This window comes from Desemzia sp. AGC72 (assembly GCF_057334175.1).
Window position 1 is genome coordinate 106,230 of the sequence record NZ_JBHFIG010000001.1, and the last position, 25,709, is coordinate 131,938.

A 25,709-nucleotide genomic window follows, 5' to 3' on the forward strand; every position below is an offset into this window, starting at 1 on the left:
TTCATGTTTTGAGGTGATTAAGCAGGGTCTTCTGTTTTTCCTAGGTAATAGGTTAACAAGAAGCATAGTACTGCGAACAACAATCCGAGAATTAAAAAGAGGACAGCGTTCGAGCTTTGAAGATCAGCTAATGCATTTGTATTATACAAAATAGCAAAAGGGGAAGCTAAAACTAATCCCAAAATTCCGCTATACGTTAGAGCAGGTTGGTTTTTAAACAAGTATTCAATCAATTTGCTGATAAGAAAGACTCCAGCTAAAACTCCTATTCCAAATGGGAATAAAATTCCTGTGTAGTGCAATAGTTGTTCTATATTCATAGAAGTCAAGGCACTAAAAAAGCCAGTGACTGAATTTAGAATACCATAATAATAACCTAGAACCATAAGTACAAGTGACCCGCTAACTCCTGGCACGACCATCGTGGCCGAAGCAATGACTCCGACAAAAAACATTTTAATAATAGAACCAAAAGACAGAGTGATCGTTGACATCGTATTTCCTTCTGCTTGAATCAATGCAAGGCCGACAACGAGAGCAAAAAAGACAAGAAATAACGCAATGTGGGACAAAGAAACTTTCTTTTTATCTTGACGCAAAGCAAGCAAAAAGGATTTTGTCAAAATCGGTATCCCACCTAAAATCAACCCAATAAAAGCTAATGCTGTCGGCAAAGTATATTTGCTGAGTAACACTTCAATCAAATACGAAAACCCAATAATACCTAAAACCAGTCCTATACCTAAAGGCAGCAATATCCTCATGCTTTTTTTCCAATTCTTAGCCAAATGCGTAATGGAATAAATCAAATCATCATAAATCCCTAATGAGACAGCCATAGTCCCCCCACTAACACCTGGAATAATATTTGCTATTCCCATCAACATTCCTTTTAAAATCATCCATATATAACTCATCATCGATCTCCTTTATTTATGGTAAAATACATAAAACAATTGTACGTAAATCTCGAGTAGATAGCAATAATTCTTTCAAATTGCCGTTTTTTCAGAAATGGAAGTCAGAATTAGAATGATCACATGAATAGGGTAGAGAAGTCTACATGTGCTAAAATAAGATTTAGAAACTATTTTGGAGGAGTTAACAGAGTGAATCATAAAAAGGAAGATCATTCAGCTAAATGGAAAGATAGAGTAGGTCAAATCGTGTTGCTTTTACTTGGTATATCTGTTATCTATGCTGTATATATGTTGTTTACAGCCCCTTCAGGTGTGGCAGACAACGGATTTGAAAAAGTAAAGAGTGATTATGTACTGACATTATTGCAATGTTTAGTAGGTGTCATCGTGATGTTTATTCCCTCCTTCATTGAGCGGAAATTCTCAGTGAATATCCCTGATGTTATGGAAATCATGTATTTTATATTCTTGTTTTGCGCTATTTATTTAGGAGAAGTAAGAGATTTTTATTACCGTGTTCCAAGCTGGGATCTGATTCTTCATATGTTTAGTGGAGCTATGTTGGGTGCTTTAGGATTTGTTTTGGTCAGTTTCTTCAATGATTCCGAAAAAGTGAATATGGAATTAAGTCCGATTTTTGTCACGTTATTTGCTTTTTGTTTTGCGCTGGCAGCCGGAACGATATGGGAAATTTATGAATTTTTGGCCGATGGTCTTTTAGGTACGAATATGCAAAAGTTTATTACAGCTGATAAAGAAGTGCTGGTTGGACGTGACGCTTTAGCAGATACAATGGAAGATTTGATCGTTGATGCATTGAGTTCTCTGGCAGTTTGTATTGTAGGCTTTTTTACAGTAAAAAAGAAAGTAAATCGTTAGAAAAATAACGCTGTCTAGGCAACATGATTGCAACTAGTTCATAAAGTCGTTATCATATAAATGAAATTAGAAAAGATAGAGGCGCAGTTTGTATTAGTAAAGTCATAGAGGTGGCACGATGAAATGACTTGAAAGGATGAATTGCCGAAGCTAACAGCAGTGCCAATTGTTGTTTGCTGGGGGTAAGCAGAAAATGCTTATCACTGTCATAAATTTTTGCAAAAATTTGTGGAGGACTATTAACGAACGGATAAATGATGTCTATTAGAGACGACATAATGCCTCGAGTTGAATAGAACTCAGGCATTTTTTTGTGTCTTAAAAAGAAAGGAAGTTAAAGGTTTGAGAAAAAATATTTTACTTAGTCTGGTCGTAATTGCTTTTGTGGCTGTTACTTTAGCAACTGATTTTACAACAGGTTCAGATGGTGCAATCCAGTTTGGATGGTTTTCGTTAGTTCCTCCAGTGGTGTCCATATTATTAGCGTTTATAACAAAAAACGTTCTGATTTCATTGTTTTTAGGAATCTTTGCAGGTGCTTTTGTTTTGCATTCTGTTGATGGCTCGATTTTCAGCGCGATCGTGCAGTCATTTTTAAGCATTGTGGAGTACAGTTTGACGTCACTTGCAGATCGATATAATGCAGGGATTATTTTACAAGTTTTAGTTATCGGAGGATTGATTGCTTTAATGACTAAAATGGGCGGGACAAAAGCTGTAGCGAATGCTTTAGCAAATAAAGCTAAAGGTCCTATTAGTGCTCAAGTCATTTCCTGGATACTAGGTTTGCTGCTCTTTTTTGATGATTACGCTAATGCATTGATCGTTGGGCCGGTTATGCGCCCAGTAACAGATGAGAAGAAAATTTCTCGTGAAAAGCTGGCTTTCGTTGTTGATGCTACTGCTGCTCCAGTAGCAGGAATCGCATTGATCTCGACTTGGGTCGGATACGAAGTAGGGTTGATTCAAGATGGTTATGAAACTATCGGACAAAATGTAAATGCGTATAGTATTTTCTTGGAAACGATTCCGTATCGCTTTTACAATATTTTAATGCTGTTGTTTGTGGTCTGTACAGCGTTGTTCTTAAGAGAATTTGGTCCAATGTTGAAAGCCGAGAGAAGAGCAAGAAAATATGATGCAACGAATGAAGAAGAAATTGATCCTTATGCAATGTCCAGTGAGCTGGATGAAATGAAACCTGCTAAAGGTGTCAAATTAAGCATTTGGAATGCGATAGTGCCTGTTGGTACACTGATCGTAACTTCTTTGATCGGATTTTATTTTAATGGATACAACACTATTATGTCTGGCGAAGATGCAGCATTGATTGCGGATATGCAAAACAGTCCATTTTCTTTTACAGGTATTCAAGAAGCGTTTGGAGCTTCTGATGCCAGTGTGGTTTTATTCCAAGCAGCCTTGTTTGCCAGCATAGTGGCTATGGTCATGGGTGTACACCAAAAAGCCTTTACTTGGGGAGAAGCTGTTGATACTTGGATTGGCGGTATGAAGTCTCTAGTAGTTACAGGAGCGATCTTATTGATGGCATGGTCTCTAAGTGCTTCGATCACAGATTTAGGTACTGCCCAATTTCTAGTCTCTTCATTGTCTGATACGATGCCGGCGTTCCTATTGCCATCTGTTATTTTCATATTAGGTTCAGTCATTTCATTTGCAACAGGAACGTCTTATGGAACGATGGGAATCTTGATGCCGCTGGCTATTCCATTGGCGGCTGGTTTATCTGGAGATCCGCAGTTTATTGTCCTTTCAGCGGGAGCTGTTTTGACAGGTGCAATATTTGGAGACCATTGTTCACCGATTTCAGACACAACGATTTTATCTTCTATGGGAGCTAGTGTGAACCATATTGATCATGTGCAAACACAAACACCTTATGCGGTTACGGTAGGAACTATATCCGTTCTATTTGGCTTCCTTCCAGCAGGGTTAGGTATGCCGATTTGGATTGTTTTGCCTATTGCTATCTTAGTAACGATTGCAGTAGTTTACTTTGTTGGAAAACCAATAGAGGAACCAGCTGCTCAAAAATAAAAACATTCAAACCATTAAAACAGTACAAGTAATATTCTGATGGAAACTTGTGCTGTTTTTTATCGCACCATTGTTACCCTTTGTCTAAAAAAGGTTGACATTAATTTTCTAAAAAGTAAACTAGAATTAGTAAATGTACGCAGGGGAGTGTAAACATGACGACAAAAGAAAAAGTATTAACGTATTTAATTGAGCACAAAGGCAAAGCCATTTCAGGACAGGAGTTAGCTGATAAATTAGCTATTTCAAGAACTTCTATTTGGAAAGCGATCAAAACATTACAGACAGAAGGGTACCAAATCGAAGCCACAACCAATAAGGGGTATTTGCTGGCTAATGAACCGGATGTATTATCTAAAACGTCGCTATACTCTGGGCTGACTGAAAAACCAGCCGTTTTGGAAGTACATAGACAAGTTGGTTCGACAAATGATGTGGCGAAAAAATTAGTTACTGATCGGTTTTTTGGGAAGGGAGTTATATTAGCAGAAGAGCAAACAAACGGCCGAGGAAGACTAGGTCGGCAATTTTATTCTCCTACTCAGACAGGCCTTTATATGAGCTTGATTTATCCGAACAAACAGCAAGCAAATGCTGCTTCTGTAACGACTGTTGCAGCTGTTGCTGTCTGCAAGGCCATCGAAAAGCTGACCGACAAAAAGCCGGTTATCAAATGGGTCAATGATATCTTTTTAGATGGTCGTAAGATCTGCGGTATTTTGACAGAAGGGGTCATCAACTTTGAAACGGGAACGATTGATTCTATCATTGTAGGAATTGGTGTGAATATAAAAGAAGCGGCGACTATTCCAGAAGACTTTCAATCAATCATTGGTTCAGTTTATTCTCATGAAGAAACTAGTAAGTTGACTCGCAATCAATTTGCTGCGGAAATCATCAATCAGCTAGATGACATGTATCAGAAATTAGACCACAACAACTATTTAGAGGATTACCGGGAACGGTGTTTTGTTTTAGGTCAACCCGTAACCTTTACAGAAGGGCAAACGACGCACAAAGGAATCGCTAAAAGTATTGACGATGAAGGCGGGTTGGTCGTTGAGCTGGAAAACAAAGAATGGAAGACGTTGCGTTTTGGAGAAATCAGTATTCAATTAGAGGGGACCAAAAAATGAAACTGACAGTAAAAGAATTGACTCAAATCAGCTTGCTGGCAGCTCTGACATTTATCAGCGGCTTCATAATGATCCCAATGGGTCCTGTTCCATTTACGCTGCAAACGTTATTTGTTTTAGTGACAGGTTTATTGTTGAAGCCGAAAGCGGCATTTTTAACACAAGTTGTGCATTTATTATTGAAACTCTTACTTGGTGGCGGGCAACTGATTTTGAGTCCTAGTTTTGGTTTTCTGTTTGGTTTTATTTTAGCGGCAACTGTGATGAGCAGACTGCTATTGAAACGAGAAGAAAACCTAGCTGCTTATATCCAAGTTACAATTATAGGAACATTCCTTATTTACCTTATTGGAATGCCTTATATGGGCATTTTGTTAAACGGCTATTTAGGAGCAGACTATTCTATTCTCCAATTGTTTTGGGCAGGTATGGGGTTGTTTATCCCTGGAGATATATTAAAAGCAGCTCTGGCAATCGTAGTGGCAACTCGCATCAAAAGACATCTCCGCTAACCCGTTTAAATAGAAAAATAGATTAAAAAGCCTTATGATGAAAAAGAATTTGATTCTATTTCTGGAGGGATGAACGTGATAAAAATCGAAAACGAAGATCTATTAGTGGAAATATCCGCTAAAGGGGCAGAATTGCAAAAAGTCTATCATAAAAAAGAACAGTTTGATTATCTTTGGAATGGCAATGCAGCTTTTTGGGGCAGTCGTGCACCGAATCTTTTTCCTATCATTGGGCGTTTAAATGAATATAAGTACAAAAAAGATGACAAAATCTACGAATTGCCGCAACATGGATTTGCGAAAGACATGACATTTGAAGCGCATCAAGAGTCAGATATCAAAGCTGTTTTTACATTAAAAAATAATGCGGAAACAACCGCTATGTATCCATATGAGTTTACGCTAATGATTGAATATGTACTGGTTGGAGCGCTCTTAGCGGTCGACTACAGAGTAGAAAACCATTCGAAAGAACGTATGCCGTTTTCAATTGGAGGACACCCAGCGTTCAATGTGCCTCTAAATGGAGCTGGCAGTTATGAAGACTACACAATCACCATTCAACCGAAAGAAGAAGTGAGATACTTTGAGAGCAATCCATTGCCTTACCGAAGCGGAAATCGAAAAGTCCTTCATGAAATGAAAGATGGCGTGATGACATTGAGTCATGAGACTTTCCGGGAAGGACTAATTATTATTGATGAGCCGAAGCTGGATGCCATTACACTAGAAGGTCCTGAAAAACATGGGGTCACGCTAAACGTTATTGATTTTCCTTATGTATGTCTTTGGACAAAAGAACAAGCGGATGCGCCGTTTATTTGCATCGAGCCATTCTTTGGATTACCGGATATTGCTGGTGAAATCGGAACATTAGAAGATAAAGGCGGCATTATTTTGCTGGAATCTGGGGAAGTAAAACAACTGGGCTTCACGATGGCTCTTTTTTGATGCTCTAACAACTTCAAGTGAGAAAGAGAGTTAGCTTTTGGTGCTATTAATCAAATGAGTACTAAATAGGGGACCGCTTGATTAATAGACCGAAGCTATTAGTCAAGCGGACGTGATTTTCTTTGTCACTTGATTAATAGACCATTCCCTGAAACGATAGGGTGGTTTTTGAGTTAGAAGTAATTGAATGGATTGAACAATTCGAGAAAAACGTCCCAAAAGGTTTCCTTGAAAGTTGTTTTGAATGGAGCTTTGTTGGTGATTTTTTTAAATATACTGACAACTAAAGCTATCAATGCGCATACTAAAGGATAAAAAAGCAGTACTAGAAAAATAACGATGAAAAAATCTGTCAGAGATAAACTATCCATCAATTTGATCAGCTCTTTCTTAGGAAGGTGTGAAAACTGTGTGATGTCAGATGAAGTATACCTTAAAAAGAAAAACATCGCTCTAAATTTTTCAGTTTTTATACTGAAAAATTTGAACGATGTTTTATTGATTGATGTTGAATAGTTCTATCTAAATTAAACAGTTTGCTTCGCTCTCTATCTGAAACGAGCTGCGAAAAGCAGCCTATACGCCTATAAGCTAATCCCAACTGCCAGGTGAAAAGCACCTGTCTGTTGGGATTAGCTTTTATGCGATAGGCTAGACGCTTTTCTCCGCTCTCTATTTAAAACGAGCCACGCATGGCAGACTACGTGTCTATAAGCCGAAACCTCCCTGTTGATAAAAAGCATCAACTGGGAGGTTCCTTCTTATAGACACGTAGTCTAAACGCCATGCTTCGCTCTCTACTCTCTAGCGGTCTCCGTTAAAAATAGAGTTCTTAACTAGTACGTAATCTACTTTGCGGATGGCTTCGATATCTTTTCCGCCGGCGTATGAGATAGAGGATTGCAGGTCTTGTTTCATTTCGACCAATGTATCTTTGATATTACCTTTATGTTCAAGAAGGATTTTTTTACCTTCTACGTTTTTGTGTTCGCCTTTTTGGTATTGTGATGCACTACCAAAGTATTCTTTGTATTTTTTGCCGTCTTTTTCAATCGTATGTCCTGGAGATTCTTCGTGCCCAGCAAATAATGAGCCGATCATAACCATTGAAGCGCCAAAACGGATTGATTTAGCGATGTCACCGTGGTCACGGATTCCGCCGTCAGCGATGATTGGTTTACGTGCTGCTTTAGCACACCAGTTGATAGCCGCTAATTGCCAGCCACCAGTCCCGAAACCTGTTTTTAATTTCGTGATACATACTTTACCTGGACCAACACCAACTTTAGTCGCGTCTGCTCCAGCATTTTCTAGTTCACGAACAGCCTCAGGAGTTGCCACATTACCGGCAATAACAAATGATTCTGGTAAATGTTTTTTGATGTGTTGGATCATATCAATGACAAATTGTGAATGTCCATGAGCAATATCAATCGTAATGTATTCAGGAACTAATTCTTTTTCAGCTAGTTCTTCAATAAATGAGTATTCATTTTCTTTTACCCCTACACTAATAGAAGCAAATAAACCCTTAGAGTGCATTTTTTCAATAAATGGGATACGGCTTTCTTCATCAAAACGGTGCATGACATAGAAATAATTGTCAGCAGCCAACTTTTCAGCTAATTCTTCATCAATAACTGTTTGCATGTTGGCCGGTACCACTGGCAATGCAAAAGTTTTATTTCCTAAAGTAACAGTAGTATCACATTCTGAACGGCTTCTTACGATACTTTTGTTTGGAATCAATTGAACATCTTCGTAATCAAAAATTTTCATGACTATTCCTCGTTTCATTAATAGTGTTATTAGCACACAAAAAAACACGAACTTTTTAAGATCGACATCTAATTAAAATTCGCACCTAGAACAATTTACACCATATATTCTTTTTTGTCAAAGGAAATCTGCCGTAAAAAAGGAAGTTATAGGTGATTTTGACAAATTTGACCGAGGAACCTGTCTTAAGTTGAATTAGGACACTTTTTCGTTCGTTATTTGATACAATAAAATAGATACAAAAAGAAATGAGGAGGAACGAAATGCCTAGTCAAAAAAGGATTTTGGTTTTAGTGGGAGCAAGCGGGAGCGGTAAATCAACAGTCAGTGATTTATTGATTGAAAAAGGGATTCCTAAATTGGTGACGACCACCACTAGAGAGCCGCGATTAGGAGAAGTGGATGGCATCCATTATCATTTTCGAACAATGAAGCAAATGACAGAAGAGCCGTTTATTGAACAGACAACTTATGCATCAAATACTTATGGCCTCTCTGTAAAGGAAGTTGAAGCCAAGTTAGGTAAATACGATATGGTACATGTAACATTGGATAAAAATGGCGCAAAAGTGATGAAAGAGCAATTCCCTGAAGAAACTAAAATTATTTTTTTCAAAATTACGGAACAAGAAATGGCTGAGCGTATGCAAAAACGTGGCGATACAGCAGAGGCTATCGAGCACCGTATTCATTTTAGCCGATCAACTGAAGAGTTGGAACCTGTGGAGAATACTGACTTTGTTGTTTCACATGGAACTCCCGAGGAAATTATGCAACAAATTTTAAATGAGTTTGCTTCATAAAATTTATGCAATAGACAGATAGGAGAACTTATGGAAAAAGCGAACATAAAAAAGTTGATGAAAAAAATCAAAAAATATAAAACGTGGACAGAAGGAACTTTTGTAAATCCTATATCTTATCGTGTGAACGATAAATTGTATTATATGGGAGGATTTCAAAAAGGAAATGAAGTAGTGGCTACAGCTTATTTGACGCTGGACGGAGAAGAAGTAAGAGAAGAAGCCAATGAAGCGCAGCTTATGTTGTCCAACTTTGCAGACATCAGCAAGAATATTTTCGTTGGCGGTGAAGAGCGAATGAAAATAGACCCTGCTTATTTTACAGTTCCCTTGGCTGTACTTTTAACAACTAACCAACCTCAAGTTAAAGAAGGTTCTGAAGCTTTTATTAAACTTTGGGATGTACATCAAAAATACTTGCAAGAATTCTTAGCATATAAAGAATATTATGAAAAAGATGTCATGGTGAGAGAAGAAATCACAGTTGATGATGTAAGGAAAACTCAAAAAACAGCAGCATTTTTTAACATGTATCAATACAAGACATTGAAAACCTTGTTGGAAAAAAACGAGGAAATAAAAATCTATGCTAAGTATATTGAGAGCACACCTTCATGGAAAACAATGACTAAAAATCAGCGTGAATTCATCACAGGAATAACTGCAACAAAAGAAAAGTTAAAAAAAAGCTTGGATGAACTAGACTTGATTGAAAATGCAGATGAAGAAAAGATGCTTCAATTGAATTACGAACAAGCTATTAAATTGAATACAGAACAAATGATCAGTCAGCAAAAATATATCCGTTATCCAAAATAGACTGTGATCACATAGGGTGGAAAAAGGTTCCAATAAACTTTTTTTCGCCCTATTTTATGCTGGGAAATGTGCTATACTGAACGAGAATTCATGTAAATGAATCCGCTCTATGTAAAGCGGTGGAAGCTGTCATGAAAAATTCGAAAAAGATATTTAATATGAGGAAAACTAATGAATGTTTATTTACTTTTGACAGACACTGGGACTGTCTTCAGCACAGCGATCAAAAAATATACCCGCAAGCCATACAATCATGCGTCTTTAGCTTTGGATCAGCAATTGACAGAAGTATACAGCTTCGCTCGGAAAAAGGTCTATAATCCTTTTATTGGCGGATTTGTTAAGGAAGATGTGACGAAACACTTATTGAATGAAGCATCTTGCGAAATTTATTGTTTGACGATTACACCTTTACAATATGAACAATTACAAATAATCTTGAAACAATTTGAGCAGGATAAAGAACAATACAAGTACAACTTGCTAGGGGTTTTAGCTATTCCTTTGCATCGAGAAATTCAACGAGAAAATGCTTATTTTTGTTCTCAATTTGTTGCTCACGCGATAGGTGCAGCGGGTATCTCATTGATCGATAAACCGGCTCATTTGATTACTCCGGATGATTTCAGACAATGTGAACAAGTAGAATTGGTTTATGAAGGAAAAGTCCAAAATTACTTGATCCAAGAAAAACCGGAACTCTATTTAGAGCAAGAAATAACCTTTAGAGAAGCGATGTTTCATTTTTTTAAGCAGTGCCAAAAAAGGTTAGAATGGAAGTGAAGATAAAATGATCCGAGAAGTTTGCGTTGAAAACTTTACTCTTGTTCCAAAGGCTATTCAAACAGGAGCAGACCGGATAGAATTGTGCGACAATTTAGCAGTCGGTGGAACAACGGTCAGTTTTGGTGTGATGGAAGCAACGATTAAATATTGTAAACAAGAAGCTGTTCCAGTCATGGTCCTCATTCGCCCTCGAGGCGGAAATTTTGTTTATTCTGAAGCTGAAAAGGACATTATGCTAAGAGATATCCAAACAGCTAAAGAATTAGAAGCAGCAGGTATTGTCATTGGAGCATTGACAACTGAAAATATGTTGGACATCAACTTTTTAACCAAAGTCATTCAAGCCAGTGAAAATATGGAGCGTACGTTCCATATGGCATTTGACGAGTTGGATGGAGAACAGCAAAGAACAGCTGTTGACTGGCTTTCGGAGGTTGGGTTTTCGCGTATCTTGACGCATGGTGGTCCGTTGACAGATTCGATCGATTTGCATGCAGCATCTTTAAAAGAATTGATCGCTTATTCCAATGGGCGTATCACTATTTTGCCGGGCGGAGGAATTACCAGCGATAATGCCAGCCGTATTCAAAATGAATTGTCAGTAGAAGAACTTCATGGAACAAAAATAGTTGGAACGCTGGAATAAAAATAAACGAAAAAGTTTTTGTTTTGGTCAGAATTTTATTCTGGCCTCTTTTTTATCCTTTCCATCGAATTAGTGGCATTTTAAGGAAAACCCCTATATGATAATAATAAGAAAAGCAGATAAAACCTATTTAATTGAGGTCAAATTAACCAGAGTATTCATTTTAACTTCGTATGTAGATTCTAGGCATTACCTAATTTCTGTGAAAGCGAGGGGATTTGTATGGAATGGAAAAAGGAACTGGAAGTATTGAATGAAAAACACGAATCTTTGCCAGCAAAAGGGCTAGTCATTTCTGACGGAGAGACGTTGTTTTCATTTCATGAAGAAGAACTATTCAGTGCAGCTAACTTGATCAAATTACCCATTTACTTGTATTACTATGAACACGCTGTTTATGGGCAATTGGATATATTGGAAGAAATTTCTGTTCCATCTCAAGGGCGGATCTCAGGAAAAGGTGTTTTATACTTATTACCTGAAATAGAAGTCTGGACAGTAGAAGAACTGTTAAAAGTGATGATTGCTGTATCAGATCATGAAGCGACTAATCAGTTGATCGCCCATGTGGGGTTAAACCCTATTCAAGAATGGATTGAAACAAAAAGTTGGAAAGAAGACGTCAAATTGAGACGCTACTTGATGGATTATGCTTCAGGATTAGTAAATGAAATGTCTCCTCAAGGTGCAATCGCGGTCTTGAAAGAAATCATCCAATTGGGAGAAAAAAATCCGGATTGGCAAAAACGAATCGAATTCCCGCTATTGAATCAACAATTCAGAACCGGATTACCAGGATCGCTGACGGAAAAAGAAATACCTGTATTGGAAATTTTAAATAAAACAGATGAAGACAAAACCGTTCTGCACGACACAGCCCTGTTCCGTTACAAAGAAAAAAACATCTACGTCGCAGCAATGACCCAAGAAGCTGAAGACGAAGCCCAAGTCTACGCCTGGATGCAAGAAATCGGAAAACTCATCTTCCAGAGCGTGGAGTGAGGCGTTTAGGCTTCCGTAGATTTCACTGATTCTTTTAGTTGGGGCACTTTCCCAACAAAAAGAAATCAGGAAAATCATAGGAAGACTGCCGAACAAAACGCATTTAAAAAGCAGAGCGTGGAGAAAAGCATTAAGCCTATCGGGTATAAGAAAAACCCAACAGACAGGTGTTTTTTACCTGGCAGTTGGGTTTGGCTTATAAACCCATAGGCTGCTTTTCGCAACGCGTTTAAAAATCAGAGCGTGGAGTGAGGCGTTCAGCTCACCGGACATCTCACGTTACTGACAGTTTGTTTTTTTTCAAACAGCCAGTAACGTGAAATGGTAGTGTGAGCTGCCGAACGCGACGCGTCTGAAACCAAAGCACGAAACTCATCGAAATCGATTCACCCCCGATAGTTAGTCGTCGACAGACTATCGGGGGTGAATCATGTGTTATAATAGATAGAAAATTTTTTTAGGAGTTTTGAAAATGATGGAAAAGTGGTTGGAGCGCTATTTAAATAAGCAGGAAAAGAATAATAAACGGAATCAATTAGGTCTTTTTTCCGGGAAAGTAGGACTAATTTCAAATTTGATCCTTTTTTTGATCAAGATGACTGCGGGACTAGTTTCAGGAAGTGTCTCTATTTTGGGGGATGCAATCAATAGTTTGGCGGACAGTGCTTCTTCCATATTGACCCTGTTTGGCTTTCATATAGCAGCTAAGCCTGCGGATAAACAACATCCTTATGGACACGAGCGTTCAGAGTATATTACCGGGCTAGTAGTTTCACTTGGGATCTTATTTGTCGGTTTTCAGTTTTTACTGAATTCGATTCAACGCATTATGAATCCAACACCTTTGAATACAAACGCATTGGTTTTTATCCTGTTGATTATTTCAGTGATTGTAAAATTGGCACAAGGTTATTTTTATAAACGAGTAGGCAGTAAGATTCATTCAAATGCAATTGGAGCAGCGGCTCAAGATAGTCTTAATGACGTTTACACAACATTGGTGGTATTGGGTGCGTCAGTGTTGGAAACGATTTTTGGTTGGCAAATCGATGGGTATGCTGGAGTATTTATTGCGCTATATATTTTATACAATGGTATTAGTATTATTCGAGAATCGATTGATGATTTGTTAGGAAAAGGCCCAACAGAAAAGCAAATCAATGAAATCAAGCGCTTTTTAGATTACTACACTTCTATTATTGGTTACCACGATTTATTGATGCATCATTATGGTCCAAATAAAACATTTGCGACGATCCACATTGAAATTGACGACAGCTGGAGTTTGACGGAGGCCCATCGAGTAATTGATGCCATTGAAAAAGATTTTAAAGAGTATCTGGGTGTAGAATTGGTATGCCATTTAGATCCGATAGCCATCAAAAGCGAGGAACAGACAACTATTTACCAACAAGTAAAACGCATTTTGCAATCATACGAATTAAATCTGAAATTTCATGATTTTCGCGTAGAAGAGAACGAGGGATTGTCGACGATTCAATTTGATATTGTAGTTCCAGATAATATCGAGAAAACCAATAAAGAACTTTTAGAAGCAATTAAGAAAGATATTGCTGAAAACATCGGTACATTTGAAGTAGAAATTGAATTCGACCGTATTTATTTATTAAAGTGAAGACCAAAAAAGCAGCTGGAATAATTTTCCAGCTGCTTTTTTAATAAGTTGCTTTATGAAACTGAAGCCTCATAGATTTCTTTGACAGAATCCATAAGAATGGCATCAAATTCTTCATCCGATTGATTGGCATATAAGCCTTCAGATAGAGCACGTGAAAAGCTAGCGATCAATCCGCGGTTGTTTCGTAACTTTTCATTGGCTTCTTCACGAGAATAACCACCTGATAAAGCCACTACACGCAGTACTCTAGGGTGTTCGATCAATTCGACATAAAAATCAGATACGGTTGGAATCGACAACTTCAACATGACATTTTCATATTCCTCTAGTTGATCTAAATACGTTAAGATTTCTTCTTTTAAGATGCTTTCACATTTTTCTTTGTCTTCACTATGGATATTTACTTCAGGTTCAATGATAGGCACCAAGCCTGCATGAAGAATCTGTTTAGCCACTTCAAATTGTTGATCTACGACTTGATGGATACCATCTTGATTTGGTTCTTTAATCAGTGAACGCATTTTAGTACCAAAAATATTCCGCTCATTAGCTCTTTTTAATAAGTCATCCAATCCAGGATTTGGTTTCATCAATTGAACGCCTTCGCTTTCTTCGGCCAATCCTTTATCGATTTTCAAGAAAGGAACGATCCCTTTCTTTTCCCATAAATAATCAGCAGTGTAAAAGTCTTCAATTTTACGATCCATCGTTTGTTCGAAAAGAATAGCTCCTAAAATGTAATTTGAACTAAACGCTGGAGATGTGATGATGCGTGTCCGCATTTCATGAACAAGATCAAACATTTCGTCTTCACTTGAATAAGAACCTTCGTCTACACCATAAAGAGATAAAGCTTTAGGTGTACTTCCACCGCTTTGATCCAGGGCAGCTATAAAACCATTTCCATTTCTGATGATGTCTATTTGTGCTTGATTCACGACAAACTCAGCTCCTTAGTATTATTTGAAAAAATAGAATACCTCTTTTCGTCATTAGTATAACAAGCAAATGAAATTGGGTAAAAAGATAGCTACTGAGCCTCTAGCTTGATTTTAAAAACAAACATGTAAAAAGTTGCTAAATAACACTTATTATATTTTACTCTTTAAATAAAGAACGTTATAGTGATTATAAGGGATTTTAGTTTTGCCGAAGATGAAAGCGTTATTATAAAATAGGAGGCAAGAAAATGGAAAAGAAATATATTATGTCGATAGACCAAGGAACGACTAGTTCAAGAGCTATTATTTTTGATAAGGAAGGGAACCCGAAATGGAGCTTCCAAAAAGAATTTACACAGCACTTCCCAGAACCGGGTTGGGTAGAACATGATGCCAATGAAATCTGGATTTCTGTACTGACTGTAATTGCCGGCGTTTTGATCGAGTCAGGACTTAAACCAAGCGAAATCGATAGTATCGGTATCACAAACCAACGTGAAACAACTGTCGTATGGGACAAAAATACAGGCAGACCGATTTATCATGCAGTAGTGTGGCAATCTAAACAAACAAATGATATCTCTACAAAATTAAAAGATGACGGTTACACAGAATTGGTTCACAATAAAACTGGTTTAGTCATTGATTCTTACTTCTCTGCAACTAAAGTAAGATGGCTATTGGACAAAGTTGAAGGAGCTCAAGAAAGAGCTGAAAAAGGCGAGTTGCTGTTTGGAACGATCGATACGTGGTTAGTATGGAAGTTAACAGGGGGAGCTGCTCACGTTACAGACTACTCTAATGCTAGTCGTACCATGATGTACAATATTTACGATTTAGAGTGGGATGAAGAGATTTTAGAGATCTTGAATATTCCTAAAGTGATGCTGCCAGAAGTAAAATCTTCTTCTGAAATTTATGGAAAAACGATTCCTCAACACTTCTATGGAACAGAAGTACCCATCGCCGGAATCGCTGGTGACCAACAAGCCGCTTTATTTGGACAAACAGGTTACGAAAAAGGAATGGTGAAAAATACTTATGGAACAGGTGCGTTTATCATCATGAATACCGGAAAAGAGCCCATCAAATCAGATAACGGTTTATTAACAACTATTGCTTATGGGTTGAATGGTGAAATCACTTATGCGCTAGAAGGAAGTATTTTCGTGGCAGGTTCTGCGATTCAATGGTTAAGAGATGGTATGAGAATGTTTAGAACATCTCCTGAATCAGAAGAATATGCGACAAAAGTGGATACCACAGATAATGTGTATGTTGTACCGGCATTTACAGGGTTAGGAGCCCCTCATTGGGATCAAGATGCTCGTGGTTCGGTATTTGGAATTACAAGAGGAACCACTAAGGAACACTTTATCAGAGCTACTTTAGAATCATTAGCATATCAAACAAGAGATGTAATCGATACAATGAATAAAGACTCTGGAATTGAAACGACAACGATGCGTGTCGATGGAGGAGCAGCTAACAATAACTTCTTGATGCAATTTCAAGCAGATATTCTAGATCTTACAATCGAACGTTCTAAAGTCAGCGAAACAACTGCTTTAGGGGCTGCTTATCTTGCAGGATTAGCAACAGGATTCTGGAACAGCCAAGAAGAAATCAAAGAATACTGGGAAAAAGATGCTACATTTAATCCTGAAATGGATGAAGACTTGCGTGAAGACTTATATCTAGGATGGCAAAATGCTGTTGAAGCCACAAAAGTATTCAAGCACAAACCATTAAGAAAAAAATCAGCTGAATAAATCAATCATGCGTAAGAAATTTTTCTATTATCAATAAAACGTTGATTAGAAGGGTCTGTATAATGATCCTTCTAATCACTATTATTTAATCAATCGCTTTATAAAAATTCAACGAACTTATTTTAGAAGAAAATTCATATTTGAAGGAGAGAAATTATCATGGATACGACATTATGGCAACAGTTAATAGGAGAATTTGTAGGAACAATGATTTTAGTTTTACTTGGAGATGGGGTAGTAGCTGGATCTGTATTGAATAAAACAAAAGGATTCAATACAGGTTGGTTGATGATTACTCTTGGTTGGGGGTTAGCTGTTACTATCGCTGTTTACTCATCAGGGTTTTTGAGTCCTGCTCACCTTAACCCAGCGGTAACTTTAGGAATGGCTATAGCAGGAGAGATAGCTTGGAGTTCAGTCTTACCATATATAGGAGCTCAAATACTTGGAGGTATTGCAGGGGCAGTTATCGTGTGGATTCACTACATGCCTCACTGGAAAGTAACTGAAGATTCAGAAACTATTTTAAGTGTTTTTTCTACAGGTCCAGCAATCAAAAGTCCAATCAATAATGTAATCAGTGAAGCCATTGGAACTGCAATGCTCGTATTTGGTCTATTGGCCTTTACTCAAGGACAGTTTACAGATGGACTAAACCCGATTGTGGTTGGTTTGCTGATTGTTGCCATTGGTCTTTCACTGGGTGGAACGACAGGTTATGCAATCAATCCGGCTCGTGACTTAGGGCCAAGAATCGCTCATCAAATCTTGCCGATCGCTAACAAAGGTGACTCTGACTGGGGTTATGCTTGGGTTCCAACCGTAGGTCCACTTATCGGAGCAACATTAGCAGCTTTACTTTATCAAATACTACCATTAGGATAAAAAACACAGCTAATTACCAAATATTAAAGAACGAATCTATATTTAAAGGGAAAGCTTGTATTCTGAGATGTCATGTCTCGGAATACAAGCTTTTTATTTTGACAAAAATTTGTCTGCGAAACAAGCATTTTTAATAAAACGCTTACTTTTTTGTCTCAATAATCTTGTTAGCGGTTTCTTTCGATGGCGTTATGTATTACATTATGAGATTTACGTACTATATTATGAAATTATTAGAAAAGAGGTGAAAAAATTATGGCAAAAGAAAGTTATGCAAATCCTGTTGTAGATGATAGAACTAAAGAAGTCCGTCCGTTTGGAATTAAAGACAAGTTAGGAGTTAGGGTATATGGCTGGGGATATCGGTAATGATATGTTTTTCATTTTTGCTAGTTCGTTCCTAATGGTTTTTTACACAAATGTTTTAGGAATCAGCAGAGCAGCTGTTGGAACATTGTTTTTAGTTTCCAGAGTTGTGGATGATTTTACAGATATCGGAATGGGAAGAATTGTAGATACCTTTAAACCGGCTAAAGACGGACGTTTCAGACCATGGATTCGAAGAATAGCACCATTTGCAGTTATCGTTGGTTTTAATGTTCTTGTATGTAGTAAAAGATTGGCCTATGCCTGCTAGAATGATTTATGTATATGTTACCTACATATTGTGGGGTAGCTTTTGTTATACAGGAATCAATATTCCTTACGGCTCTATGGCTTCTGTTATTAGTGATAAAGCAGAGGATCGTGCAGCTCTTTCAACTTTCCGTAGTGTAGGAGCAAGCATTGCTTCTATGGTCATTTCTTTTGTGGTCCCTCTAGTTGTGTACACAACAAATAGTTCGGGAGATCAAGTTATTGTTCCTGAACGTTTTACATTGATTGCTTTTGTATTTGGTATTGTTGCTTTAGTAATGTATGGAGTATTGTGTTTCTGGTCAGTTGAGAGAATCCAACTATCTGAAAAAGATGCTTCCAGCACAGAAACTGTAGGACAGCAAATGAAATCAATTGTAGTAGGGTTGACAACTAACAGAGCATTGTTAGGAATCATTTATCCGTTAAGTAAAAAACGCGTAGAAGAAAATACACGCATCTTAAAAGAACGTCGTGCAGCTGCACAATAAATTAAAAACAGTAGCTAAGGTCCTTAGTATTGGATCTTAGCTACTGTTTTTTTTTGAAGTGGATAAATTGATTTGTTTCTATTGCACAAATATGCGATCGAGCAGACGATAGCAAAATAAGGAAGATAAGCAAAGCCGAATACTTCTGCACCAATCAGTATAGGAGCCAATAAAGTATTGGTCGCACTGCCAAATACACTAGCGTAACCCAGAGCAGCAGCAAACTCGATTGGAAGTCCCAAAATAGTCGCCAATATGACTCCTAATGAAGTGCCAATAGAAAATAAAGGAGTCACTTCTCCGCCTTGAAAACCTGCTCCAATCGTCAGTATCGTCAACAAAAATTTCAGCATCCAATCATAAGAATAAATCGTTTGACCAAAAAAGCTGGCATCAATCAAATTAGTTCCTAAACCGGCATAACGCCCTTGGAATAAAATCCATAAGGAGACACTCAAAACGATTCCTATCCATCCAATTCTCTTGACGGGGTCAGGCAATTTATACGCTAAAAAAGATTTTACTTTTTTTAGAGAATAAGCAAATAAGCCACCAGTCCAGCCAAATAAAATACCTAAAAGCAGCAATTTTAGCAGCAGTTCGACGTTCATATGTACAGGTGAATGTAAATTGAAAGAAAATTTCTCCAGACCTAAGCGACTGGAAACGAAACTCGCAGTAAAAGCAGCTATTACAGAAGAATAAAGAGCATCATAGCGCAACCTTCCAGCTGTTAAGACTTCGAGTGCAAAAAAGACAGCAGCGATCGGTGTTTGGAATAACCCGGAAAATCCTGCTGCCATACCAGTTATTAGAAACATACTGGTCATATTTGGCAGCTTCACTTTTCGACCAATCCAATTCGAGACTGCGGCTCCTAATTGGACCGCCACGCCTTCTCTGCCGGCACTACCCCCGAATAAATGCGTCACCCACGTTCCGCTGATCACAAAAGGAATGAGTCTTTTAGGAATAACGTCTCGGTTTTCGTGTCCTACTTGAAAAACGAGGTTCATTCCTTGTGTACTTGTCTTTCCGTAAGACGAAAACAGATAAACAAACAACATTCCGGCAGGCGCAAGAAAGAAAATAAGAGGTGTAAAATGTTCGGTTCTAAAATAGGATAAACTTAATAACACTCTTCCAAACATTGTGTCGAGAGCTCCAACTATACAGCCAATCAGAAGACTGGCGAATCCTAATATGATCCATGTCTTCATTTTCTGGTGATTTAGTCTCCAATTATTTTTCATCCATCCCACTCCTTACTCGATGATTGCCGCGTCAGTACATCATTTTAGCTATTTACTGATAGTGTGTCAATGAAGTCAGCAAAAAAACTCTTGCTCTAAAAAAGAGCAAGAGTAGATGGTAAGCGATAGTTGTCTATTAATCAAATGAATATCGAAATCAGCGTCATTTGACTAATAGAGCAGCCCTATTAATCAAATGAATACCCAAATTCGTTCCACTTGATCAATAGCCACGTTCTATTAATCAAGTGACTCTTCAGACACTCGTCACTTGATTAATAGAGTGCTATAGATGGGTTATTTCACTTTCAGTTCTGCTAGTTGTTTATCAATGTCTTCTACAGGAACATCGACTTGCAATAGAGAAGCTGCAGTATACGCACTTTCGATGAAAGCTGTGTCGTATAAAGTAATATTTTTGTCCGTCGTTTCAATAGCCATTTCCAAGTTCATCTTCGCACTGCCTAAATCATAAAAGGCCAGTATAGTATCTTCTTCAAATTCCTCTACAGCAGTGGATATTTTGTCAAAGCTTGTTCCGACCTCACCTTCTTCAGTTCCGCCGGCTGCTATTATTGTTACGTCTCCCGCTACTTGACCTAGAAGAGTGGCCAAACCCTCAGCGATATCTGAAACGTGAGAAACGAGCAGAATTCCTGGTTTATTTGCCATCGTAAACACCTGCCTCTAACATAGTTTTGAAAAGAATGCTGCTGGACATAGCACCCGGATCCAAATGTCCGATAGAACGATCTCCTAAATAAGAAGCTCTTCCTTTTGTAGCTTTCATATCTTTTGTTTTCTCTACAGCTTCTACAACAGTATCGGTTGTTAATGAGTTGTTTTTGACAGCTTCTACAACAGAGATCCATTCATCCACCATCGTTTTTTCGCCGGCTTCAGCTTTTCCTCGTTTTTGGATGCCGTCTAAACCTGCTGCTAGCAAATCAGCCAACTCTAAACTGTCATTGTCTTTGCTGGCTTTTGCCATACTGATAAAAGCAGATCCGTATAAAGGTCCAGAAGCGCCTCCGATTTTACTGACAAAAACCATTCCGACATCTTTCAATAGATCGGTCAATGTGTTGTACTCATTGGCTCCAAGCTTTTCTTTTAACGCTGCAGCTCCTCGAGCTAAGTTGTTGCCGTGGTCACCGTCTCCGATGGCAGTATCTAATTCGCTCAAATAAGTTTTGTTTTCCATTAATTGTTCACCAAATAGTTCCATCCATTTTGTTACTGTTTCGACTGATAGCATTGTGTAAACTCCCTTCTTACCAAGAAATTGTATTTACGGGTGCAGTTAAATAGTCTACCCATTTTGTGTCTTCTAATTTTACTAACGTGATGGAAACTCCAGCCATATCAATAGAAGTCATGTAGTCTCCCACTTTTTTGAAGGCTAGTGTGATGCCTTCTGCTGCTAATAACTCGCGTACATCGTTTGTGAAAACGAATTGTTCCATCAAAGGAGTAGCGCCCATACCATTGATCAAAAGTGCATACTGTTCATCGCCAGACCACTGGAATTCTTTTTTCAATTGTTTGACCAGCTCAGCAGCCAAGTCTTTTGAAGGTTGTAATTTTTCTCTGCGGTAGCCAGGTTCCCCATGGATACCCACACCAAATTCAATCTCATCGTCGCCGATCTCGAATCCTGGTTTCCCAACTTCTGGACTTGTAGCAGGTGATAAAGCTACACCGATCGATTTGATTGCGGGAACTAATTTGTCAGCCAGTTCTTTGATTTCAGAAAGAGAAGCTCCTTCTTCAGCGGCTGCACCTAAAATTTTGTGTACTAAGACTGTACCAGCGATTCCTCTTTTACCTGCTGTATAAGTACTGTCTTCTACAGCAATATCATCGTCCACAACAACGAAGTCTACAGAAATGTCTTCCATATCAGCTAAGTCTTTAGCCATTTCAAAGTTCATGATGTCGCCAGAGTAATTTTTGATGACCAGAAATACTCCGTTTCCTTCATCGCTTGCTTTGATGGCTTCAAGGATTTGGTCAGGAGTAGGAGAGGTGAATACTTCTCCGCAAACAGCGGCAGACAGCATTCCTTGGCCTACAAAACCGGCATGTGCTGGTTCATGACCACTCCCGCCTCCGCTGACTAAGCCAACTTTTCCGTTTTTCGAATGTTTGCGGTGGATCACATTTGTTTCTGGCAAACGTTCTACCAAATCATCATAAGCAAAAACCATACCTTTAATCATTTCATCAACAATTGCAGATGGGTCATTAATAATTTTTTTCATGAATTTTCCTCCACTTCAATATAGTTGCTTCATTACTATTGTAACCGTTTCCCTCTAGAAGAACAAATAGTAACTCAAAAGAAAAATCGGTTAAAAATTGAGAATGTGTTGTGAGATAAGGCATTTATTGAGATAATAAACAGGAATCACTAAAGCTGAATAATAAATCTAACTTTAGTGTACAGTAAATATAAAAACGGTACGAGAAATTCAACTTAGTTCTCTAGGAGTGTGAGCAATGAAAGCTGAAACAAGATTATTCGAACTAGCTAAGCAACTTTACCAGGCATCATTCTGGGAAGATTATTGGGATACAGACATTTTAGCCTTAAAATTGCCCGAGAGAACCGAACCAGTTTTTATGTCTATTCTAGGTAAAACAGAAGACAATTATGGGTTTCTCTTTTACCGTGACCTAGAAGAGCTGAGGTATTACTTTGAATTAGTAAAACAAGATCAGTTGAAAGATGCGGAAGCGACATTAGACTGGCTGCTGATTCAAAATGGGATTTCTCTGACGTATGAAAACCGACTTGATTTGCCGATAGGAGATTACCAGCGAATCAAAAACAGCGGCGTGCCGTTCAGAGGGAAAAAAGCCTGGCCTTTATTTTTAGATTACAAGCCGGGGTATTATCCAGATCCATTAGCAGAAGACGAAGTTGTATTCATGATTGAATTGTTGGAGAAATTCTTGTTAATGGGTGAAAAATACCGATCTGAATTAGACTTATATGATACTGAAGAAAACAAAGAGAGTGTATTTTTACGGACTTATGCAGAAGATGGGCAATATGAAGATACAATGTTTGTCTTGCCGCCGGATATCTTGCAAGGTTTAGCTGCTCAAAAATACGCTAAAGAACCCGTTAAAGTAACTGATTTTGAAATAAGACGTGTGGATCATCAAAGAATAGGCAGTTCGATCTGGGAGTTGGAGCTGAATTATATTGCGATTCCGATAGAAGGACTTGATGAGGAACGTCCTCGTTTTTCTATTATGTTAATGATCATAGATGCCAAAAGCACAGACATTCTCTTAGGAGAACTCGTTGAATTTGATGAAATAGAAAAAATCCAACGTCTCTTCATTAAGGTGCTGTTGACTAATGATGTAAAACCGCCAACTGTTGTTGTCAATGTTAGTCGTTACCACAGAATAGCGAGTATAATGGGAGAATTACTGAGAAAACTAGATATTGAACTGGTTCCAGTCTATAAACTTCCGATGATTTCAGCTGTACAAAATAATATGATAGAATTTTTTGATGAAGAAGATGCAGAATAAAAGTCTTCTTCAGTGTATTGGAGGAAAAAGATGAAGACTTTAGTGATCATTTCACATCCGGAGATTTCAGAATCCGGCAGCCAGCAGTTTTTGTTGAGTTCTATTCCTGAAAGTGAATCGGTAAAAGTTCACCATTTAGAAGGAGCCTATCCAGACAGTCAGATAGATGTCGCAGCAGAACAAGAATTGTTAAAACAATTTGACCGTATTTTATTTCAATTTCCATTTTATTGGTACAGCTCGCCGCCGATGTTGAAGCAATGGCAAGATGAAGTGCTGACGTATGGATTTGCTTATGGGAAAAACGGACATGCGCTGAATGGAAAAGAGTTCGGTTTAGTGTTATCTGTAGGGATCAAGGAAAGCGAGTACCAAGCAGGAGGTAAAGAAGCTTTTAGTATCAATGAATTAACGAAACCATTTCAAGCTGTTGCTATAAAAACCGGGATGACTTACTTGAAGCCGTTCGTGATCTACCAATTCCCTTATATGACTGAAGAGCAAAAAATGACTTTACTGATCGACTATCAGCAAGCTGTTACTAGAGAAGCAGATGATAGTTTATTGACTCGAGAAAAATGGATCATTCAGGAATTGGAAAAAACACCTGATGAAACGTTGGCTTCAGGAGATGAGTTGTTGATTCAGCACGCTGTAGAACTTATCGAAGAGAACAGAGACACGATAGACGGATTAAAAATGGTATTGGACGAAATGAATTCCTGATAATTAAAGATGCATTGGAGAGGACAAGATGGATCAAAACGAATGGATCATCCAAGAACTGGAACGGGCTTTTCAAATGAGCCGAGATTACAAACAAAAAGCGCTCTTAGCAGCAACTAAACGTTTGATTCGAGAGCAGACAGTACGCATCCAGCAAATGGAAGGAGAACTGGATGGAACGTTATGGAGTCCAAGAAATTGGAGCGAATAAACGGTTCAGTTCATTCTTATCAAAAAAATATTGATTCTTTATCAAATGAAGTTGGTCAGAACATTCTTCCAGAAAATTTTTAAAAATTATAGTGTTTAAATACTCCAATTTTCTGTCAACGTTAGATGATGAAGAACAAAAAAATACTCCACAATTGACATAGAACAGTCAGTTGCGGAGTATTTTTTTGTAGATGAATGACTAGAAGTGACCTAGCAAGTTAGATATTTTTCTAGTTGTTTCAACTATTTTAGTAATATAGAGTTCTTTATTTTCAATCTCTGATACAGGAAGAGAAATGCTGATAGCGCCAGCTGCCAAATCTTTGTAACTAGCAAATGAAGCACCGATGCAGACAATACCCACTTCGTTTTCTTCATAATCCATAGCATAACCTTGTTGGCGGACAGTCTCCATCTCAGCTAAAAAAGCATCTAAATCTGTAATGGTATTTTTGGTTTTCTTTTGGATATCTGCTTGCTCCCAATACTCGATGATTGCACTGTTAGGTTTAGTGGCTAAAATTGCTTTTCCTACAGCAGTTAAATACATAGGAGCTTTCTTCCCTATTCTAGAGAGCATGCGAGTATCAGATTGCTGAGCATCATGTTTATCAATGTATAAAACCTCATTATCATCTTCTATAACTAAATGAACAGTTTGATTGATTTCTTGAGACAACTGACGAATCATGCTTTTAGCAACATTCAAAAAATCAATGTTTTGGACTCGTCTGCTCCCTAATTGGAATAATTTTAAAGAGATACGATATTTTTTTGTTGTAGGGTCTTTTTCAATATATCCGTTTTGCAATAGAGAGTTGATTAAACGATGTGTAGTAGCTTTATGCAACTGAACTTTTTCGCTTATCTCCATTAAACTTAAATTATCATAATTGGAAAGGGTTTCTAGAATGGTCAGGGCTCTATCTATTGTCTGTACTCCGCCAGTGGGATTATTCGTCATATTATTACTCCTTTAAAAAATTAATTTCTTGATTACCCGAATGACTCTTTCACGACAGGTTTTATTATATGAGATAACTTTTAGTTGTACAAGTTGAGTTTTGGAAAACTATCCTGTATCAAGTATGTAAATATGAGCATATGAACTAATTGTGACAGCAGTGAATGAAGAGAAAACAACTATACCTTTCCAAGTCGTGTTGCATAACAACTTTTCTTTTTTTGAACGTATGCATTCGAAAATAAATTTAATGCTAAGAGACTATTGATAAAAACTTTAAAGAGAAATAAAAACTCCTCAACAATAGCTTAGTTCAACTATCCAATCGAATAGACCAATTCAAAAA

Annotated in this window: 27 protein-coding genes and 1 riboswitch; of the genes, 19 read left to right on the forward strand and 8 right to left on the reverse strand. The window is 37.8% G+C overall.

Annotation, left to right across the window (positions count from 1 at the left end; genetic code table 11):
• Positions 1 to 17 precede the first annotated feature (17 nt).
• Complete coding sequence (locus ACE025_RS00465) at positions 18 to 917, reverse strand: DUF368 domain-containing protein (protein ID WP_485936345.1); 900 nt, start codon at positions 915 to 917, stop codon at positions 18 to 20.
• A gap of 192 nt (positions 918 to 1,109) precedes the next feature.
• Here ACE025_RS00465 and ACE025_RS00470 point away from each other — a divergent pair, with 192 nt between their 5' ends.
• The 6 genes from ACE025_RS00470 to ACE025_RS00495 all read left to right on the forward strand — a co-directional run bounded on the left by ACE025_RS00470 (position 1,110) and on the right by ACE025_RS00495 (position 6,972).
• Positions 1,110 to 1,799 (forward strand): DUF2238 domain-containing protein, encoded by a 690-nt coding sequence (locus ACE025_RS00470; RefSeq protein ID WP_485936347.1) that lies wholly within the window; start codon positions 1,110 to 1,112, stop codon positions 1,797 to 1,799.
• A gap of 68 nt (positions 1,800 to 1,867) precedes the next feature.
• Positions 1,868 to 2,046, forward strand: a riboswitch (Lysine riboswitch).
• Between the two features lie 95 nt (positions 2,047 to 2,141).
• Positions 2,142 to 3,857: a Na+/H+ antiporter NhaC family protein gene (locus ACE025_RS00475; protein ID WP_485936349.1), complete on the forward strand. Its 1,716-nt coding sequence runs from the start codon at positions 2,142 to 2,144 to the stop codon at positions 3,855 to 3,857.
• Positions 3,858 to 4,012: 155 nt separating this feature from the next.
• Positions 4,013 to 4,993 carry a biotin--[acetyl-CoA-carboxylase] ligase gene (locus ACE025_RS00480; RefSeq protein ID WP_485936350.1) on the forward strand — a complete coding sequence of 327 codons (981 nt, stop codon included), beginning with the start codon at positions 4,013 to 4,015 and terminating at the stop codon, positions 4,991 to 4,993.
• Positions 4,990 to 5,505 carry a biotin transporter BioY gene (locus ACE025_RS00485; RefSeq protein ID WP_485936352.1) on the forward strand — a complete coding sequence of 172 codons (516 nt, stop codon included), beginning with the start codon at positions 4,990 to 4,992 and terminating at the stop codon, positions 5,503 to 5,505. Before ACE025_RS00480 ends, ACE025_RS00485 begins: the two co-directional genes overlap by 4 nt.
• A 69-nt stretch (positions 5,506 to 5,574) precedes the next feature.
• Entirely contained in the window at positions 5,575 to 6,456 is an 882-nt protein-coding gene (locus ACE025_RS00490) for an aldose 1-epimerase family protein (protein ID WP_485936354.1), read from the forward strand.
• 339 nt (positions 6,457 to 6,795) lie between these two features.
• Complete coding sequence (locus ACE025_RS00495) at positions 6,796 to 6,972, forward strand: hypothetical protein (protein ID WP_485936356.1); 177 nt, start codon at positions 6,796 to 6,798, stop codon at positions 6,970 to 6,972.
• 288 nt (positions 6,973 to 7,260) lie between these two features.
• Here the strand turns inward: ACE025_RS00495 and guaC are convergent, their stop codons facing one another.
• The gene (gene guaC, locus ACE025_RS00500) at positions 7,261 to 8,235 is read right to left on the reverse strand and encodes a GMP reductase (RefSeq protein ID WP_485936358.1); all 975 of its coding nucleotides are present in this window, start codon (positions 8,233 to 8,235) and stop codon (positions 7,261 to 7,263) included.
• 263 nt (positions 8,236 to 8,498) lie between these two features.
• On the opposite strand from guaC, the gene ACE025_RS00505 reads away from it, so the two are divergent.
• From ACE025_RS00505 to ACE025_RS00530, 6 genes are all read left to right on the forward strand, one after another.
• Positions 8,499 to 9,038 (forward strand): guanylate kinase, encoded by a 540-nt coding sequence (locus tag ACE025_RS00505; RefSeq protein WP_485936360.1) that lies wholly within the window; start codon positions 8,499 to 8,501, stop codon positions 9,036 to 9,038.
• A 57-nt stretch (positions 9,039 to 9,095) separates the two neighbouring features.
• A complete protein-coding gene (locus ACE025_RS00510) occupies positions 9,096 to 9,857 on the forward strand; it encodes a hypothetical protein (protein WP_485936362.1) in 762 nt (253 codons plus the stop codon).
• A gap of 171 nt (positions 9,858 to 10,028) precedes the next feature.
• Positions 10,029 to 10,640, forward strand: coding sequence for a hypothetical protein (locus tag ACE025_RS00515; protein WP_485936364.1), 612 nt, complete (start codon positions 10,029 to 10,031; stop codon positions 10,638 to 10,640).
• A gap of 7 nt (positions 10,641 to 10,647) precedes the next feature.
• A complete protein-coding gene (locus tag ACE025_RS00520; RefSeq protein ID WP_485936366.1) occupies positions 10,648 to 11,289 on the forward strand; it encodes a copper homeostasis protein CutC in 642 nt (213 codons plus the stop codon).
• 222 nt (positions 11,290 to 11,511) lie between these two features.
• Positions 11,512 to 12,291 carry a serine hydrolase gene (locus ACE025_RS00525; RefSeq protein ID WP_485936368.1) on the forward strand — a complete coding sequence of 260 codons (780 nt, stop codon included), beginning with the start codon at positions 11,512 to 11,514 and terminating at the stop codon, positions 12,289 to 12,291.
• A gap of 472 nt (positions 12,292 to 12,763) precedes the next feature.
• Entirely contained in the window at positions 12,764 to 13,927 is a 1,164-nt protein-coding gene (locus ACE025_RS00530) for a cation diffusion facilitator family transporter (protein ID WP_485936370.1), read from the forward strand.
• Positions 13,928 to 13,980: 53 nt separating this feature from the next.
• On the opposite strand, the gene ACE025_RS00535 is transcribed toward ACE025_RS00530, so the two are convergent.
• Positions 13,981 to 14,868, reverse strand: a complete 888-nt coding sequence (locus ACE025_RS00535) for a fructose bisphosphate aldolase (RefSeq protein WP_485936372.1) — start codon at positions 14,866 to 14,868, stop codon at positions 13,981 to 13,983.
• Between the two features lie 251 nt (positions 14,869 to 15,119).
• Here ACE025_RS00535 and glpK point away from each other — a divergent pair, with 251 nt between their 5' ends.
• From glpK to ACE025_RS00555, 4 genes are all read left to right on the forward strand, one after another.
• Entirely contained in the window at positions 15,120 to 16,643 is a 1,524-nt protein-coding gene (glpK, locus tag ACE025_RS00540; protein WP_485936374.1) for a glycerol kinase GlpK, read from the forward strand.
• Positions 16,644 to 16,802: 159 nt separating this feature from the next.
• Complete coding sequence (locus tag ACE025_RS00545) at positions 16,803 to 17,528, forward strand: MIP/aquaporin family protein (RefSeq protein WP_485936376.1); 726 nt, start codon at positions 16,803 to 16,805, stop codon at positions 17,526 to 17,528.
• 349 nt (positions 17,529 to 17,877) lie between these two features.
• The gene (locus ACE025_RS00550; protein ID WP_485936378.1) at positions 17,878 to 18,165 is read left to right on the forward strand and encodes an MFS transporter; all 288 of its coding nucleotides are present in this window, start codon (positions 17,878 to 17,880) and stop codon (positions 18,163 to 18,165) included.
• Between the two features lies 1 nt (position 18,166).
• Positions 18,167 to 18,655 (forward strand): MFS transporter, encoded by a 489-nt coding sequence (locus ACE025_RS00555; protein WP_485936380.1) that lies wholly within the window; start codon positions 18,167 to 18,169, stop codon positions 18,653 to 18,655.
• 23 nt (positions 18,656 to 18,678) lie between these two features.
• On the opposite strand, the gene ACE025_RS00560 is transcribed toward ACE025_RS00555, so the two are convergent.
• The 4 genes from ACE025_RS00560 to dhaK all read right to left on the reverse strand — a co-directional run bounded on the left by ACE025_RS00560 (position 18,679) and on the right by dhaK (position 22,172).
• Positions 18,679 to 19,908 carry a chloride channel protein gene (locus tag ACE025_RS00560; protein ID WP_485936382.1) on the reverse strand — a complete coding sequence of 410 codons (1,230 nt, stop codon included), beginning with the start codon at positions 19,906 to 19,908 and terminating at the stop codon, positions 18,679 to 18,681.
• A 297-nt stretch (positions 19,909 to 20,205) separates the two neighbouring features.
• Entirely contained in the window at positions 20,206 to 20,580 is a 375-nt protein-coding gene (gene dhaM / locus ACE025_RS00565; protein ID WP_485936384.1) for a dihydroxyacetone kinase phosphoryl donor subunit DhaM, read from the reverse strand.
• On the reverse strand, positions 20,570 to 21,166 hold the full coding sequence (gene dhaL, locus ACE025_RS00570) for a dihydroxyacetone kinase subunit DhaL (protein WP_485936386.1): 597 nt from the start codon (positions 21,164 to 21,166) through the stop codon (positions 20,570 to 20,572). Before dhaL ends, dhaM begins: the two co-directional genes overlap by 11 nt.
• A gap of 16 nt (positions 21,167 to 21,182) precedes the next feature.
• Positions 21,183 to 22,172: a dihydroxyacetone kinase subunit DhaK gene (dhaK, locus tag ACE025_RS00575; RefSeq protein WP_485936388.1), complete on the reverse strand. Its 990-nt coding sequence runs from the start codon at positions 22,170 to 22,172 to the stop codon at positions 21,183 to 21,185.
• A gap of 238 nt (positions 22,173 to 22,410) precedes the next feature.
• Between dhaK and ACE025_RS00580 the strand changes: the two genes are divergently transcribed.
• From ACE025_RS00580 to ACE025_RS00590, 3 genes are read left to right on the forward strand one after another with little or no spacing between them, the layout of a single operon-like run.
• A complete protein-coding gene (locus tag ACE025_RS00580; protein ID WP_485936390.1) occupies positions 22,411 to 23,460 on the forward strand; it encodes a DUF7309 domain-containing protein in 1,050 nt (349 codons plus the stop codon).
• Between the two features lie 30 nt (positions 23,461 to 23,490).
• Positions 23,491 to 24,186 (forward strand): NAD(P)H-dependent oxidoreductase, encoded by a 696-nt coding sequence (locus ACE025_RS00585; RefSeq protein ID WP_485936392.1) that lies wholly within the window; start codon positions 23,491 to 23,493, stop codon positions 24,184 to 24,186.
• Positions 24,187 to 24,214: 28 nt separating this feature from the next.
• Entirely contained in the window at positions 24,215 to 24,397 is a 183-nt protein-coding gene (locus tag ACE025_RS00590) for a hypothetical protein (protein WP_485936394.1), read from the forward strand.
• Positions 24,398 to 24,598: 201 nt separating this feature from the next.
• On the opposite strand, the gene ACE025_RS00595 is transcribed toward ACE025_RS00590, so the two are convergent.
• The gene (locus ACE025_RS00595; protein WP_485936396.1) at positions 24,599 to 25,363 is read right to left on the reverse strand and encodes an IclR family transcriptional regulator; all 765 of its coding nucleotides are present in this window, start codon (positions 25,361 to 25,363) and stop codon (positions 24,599 to 24,601) included.
• Positions 25,364 to 25,709: the final 346 nt, after the last annotated feature.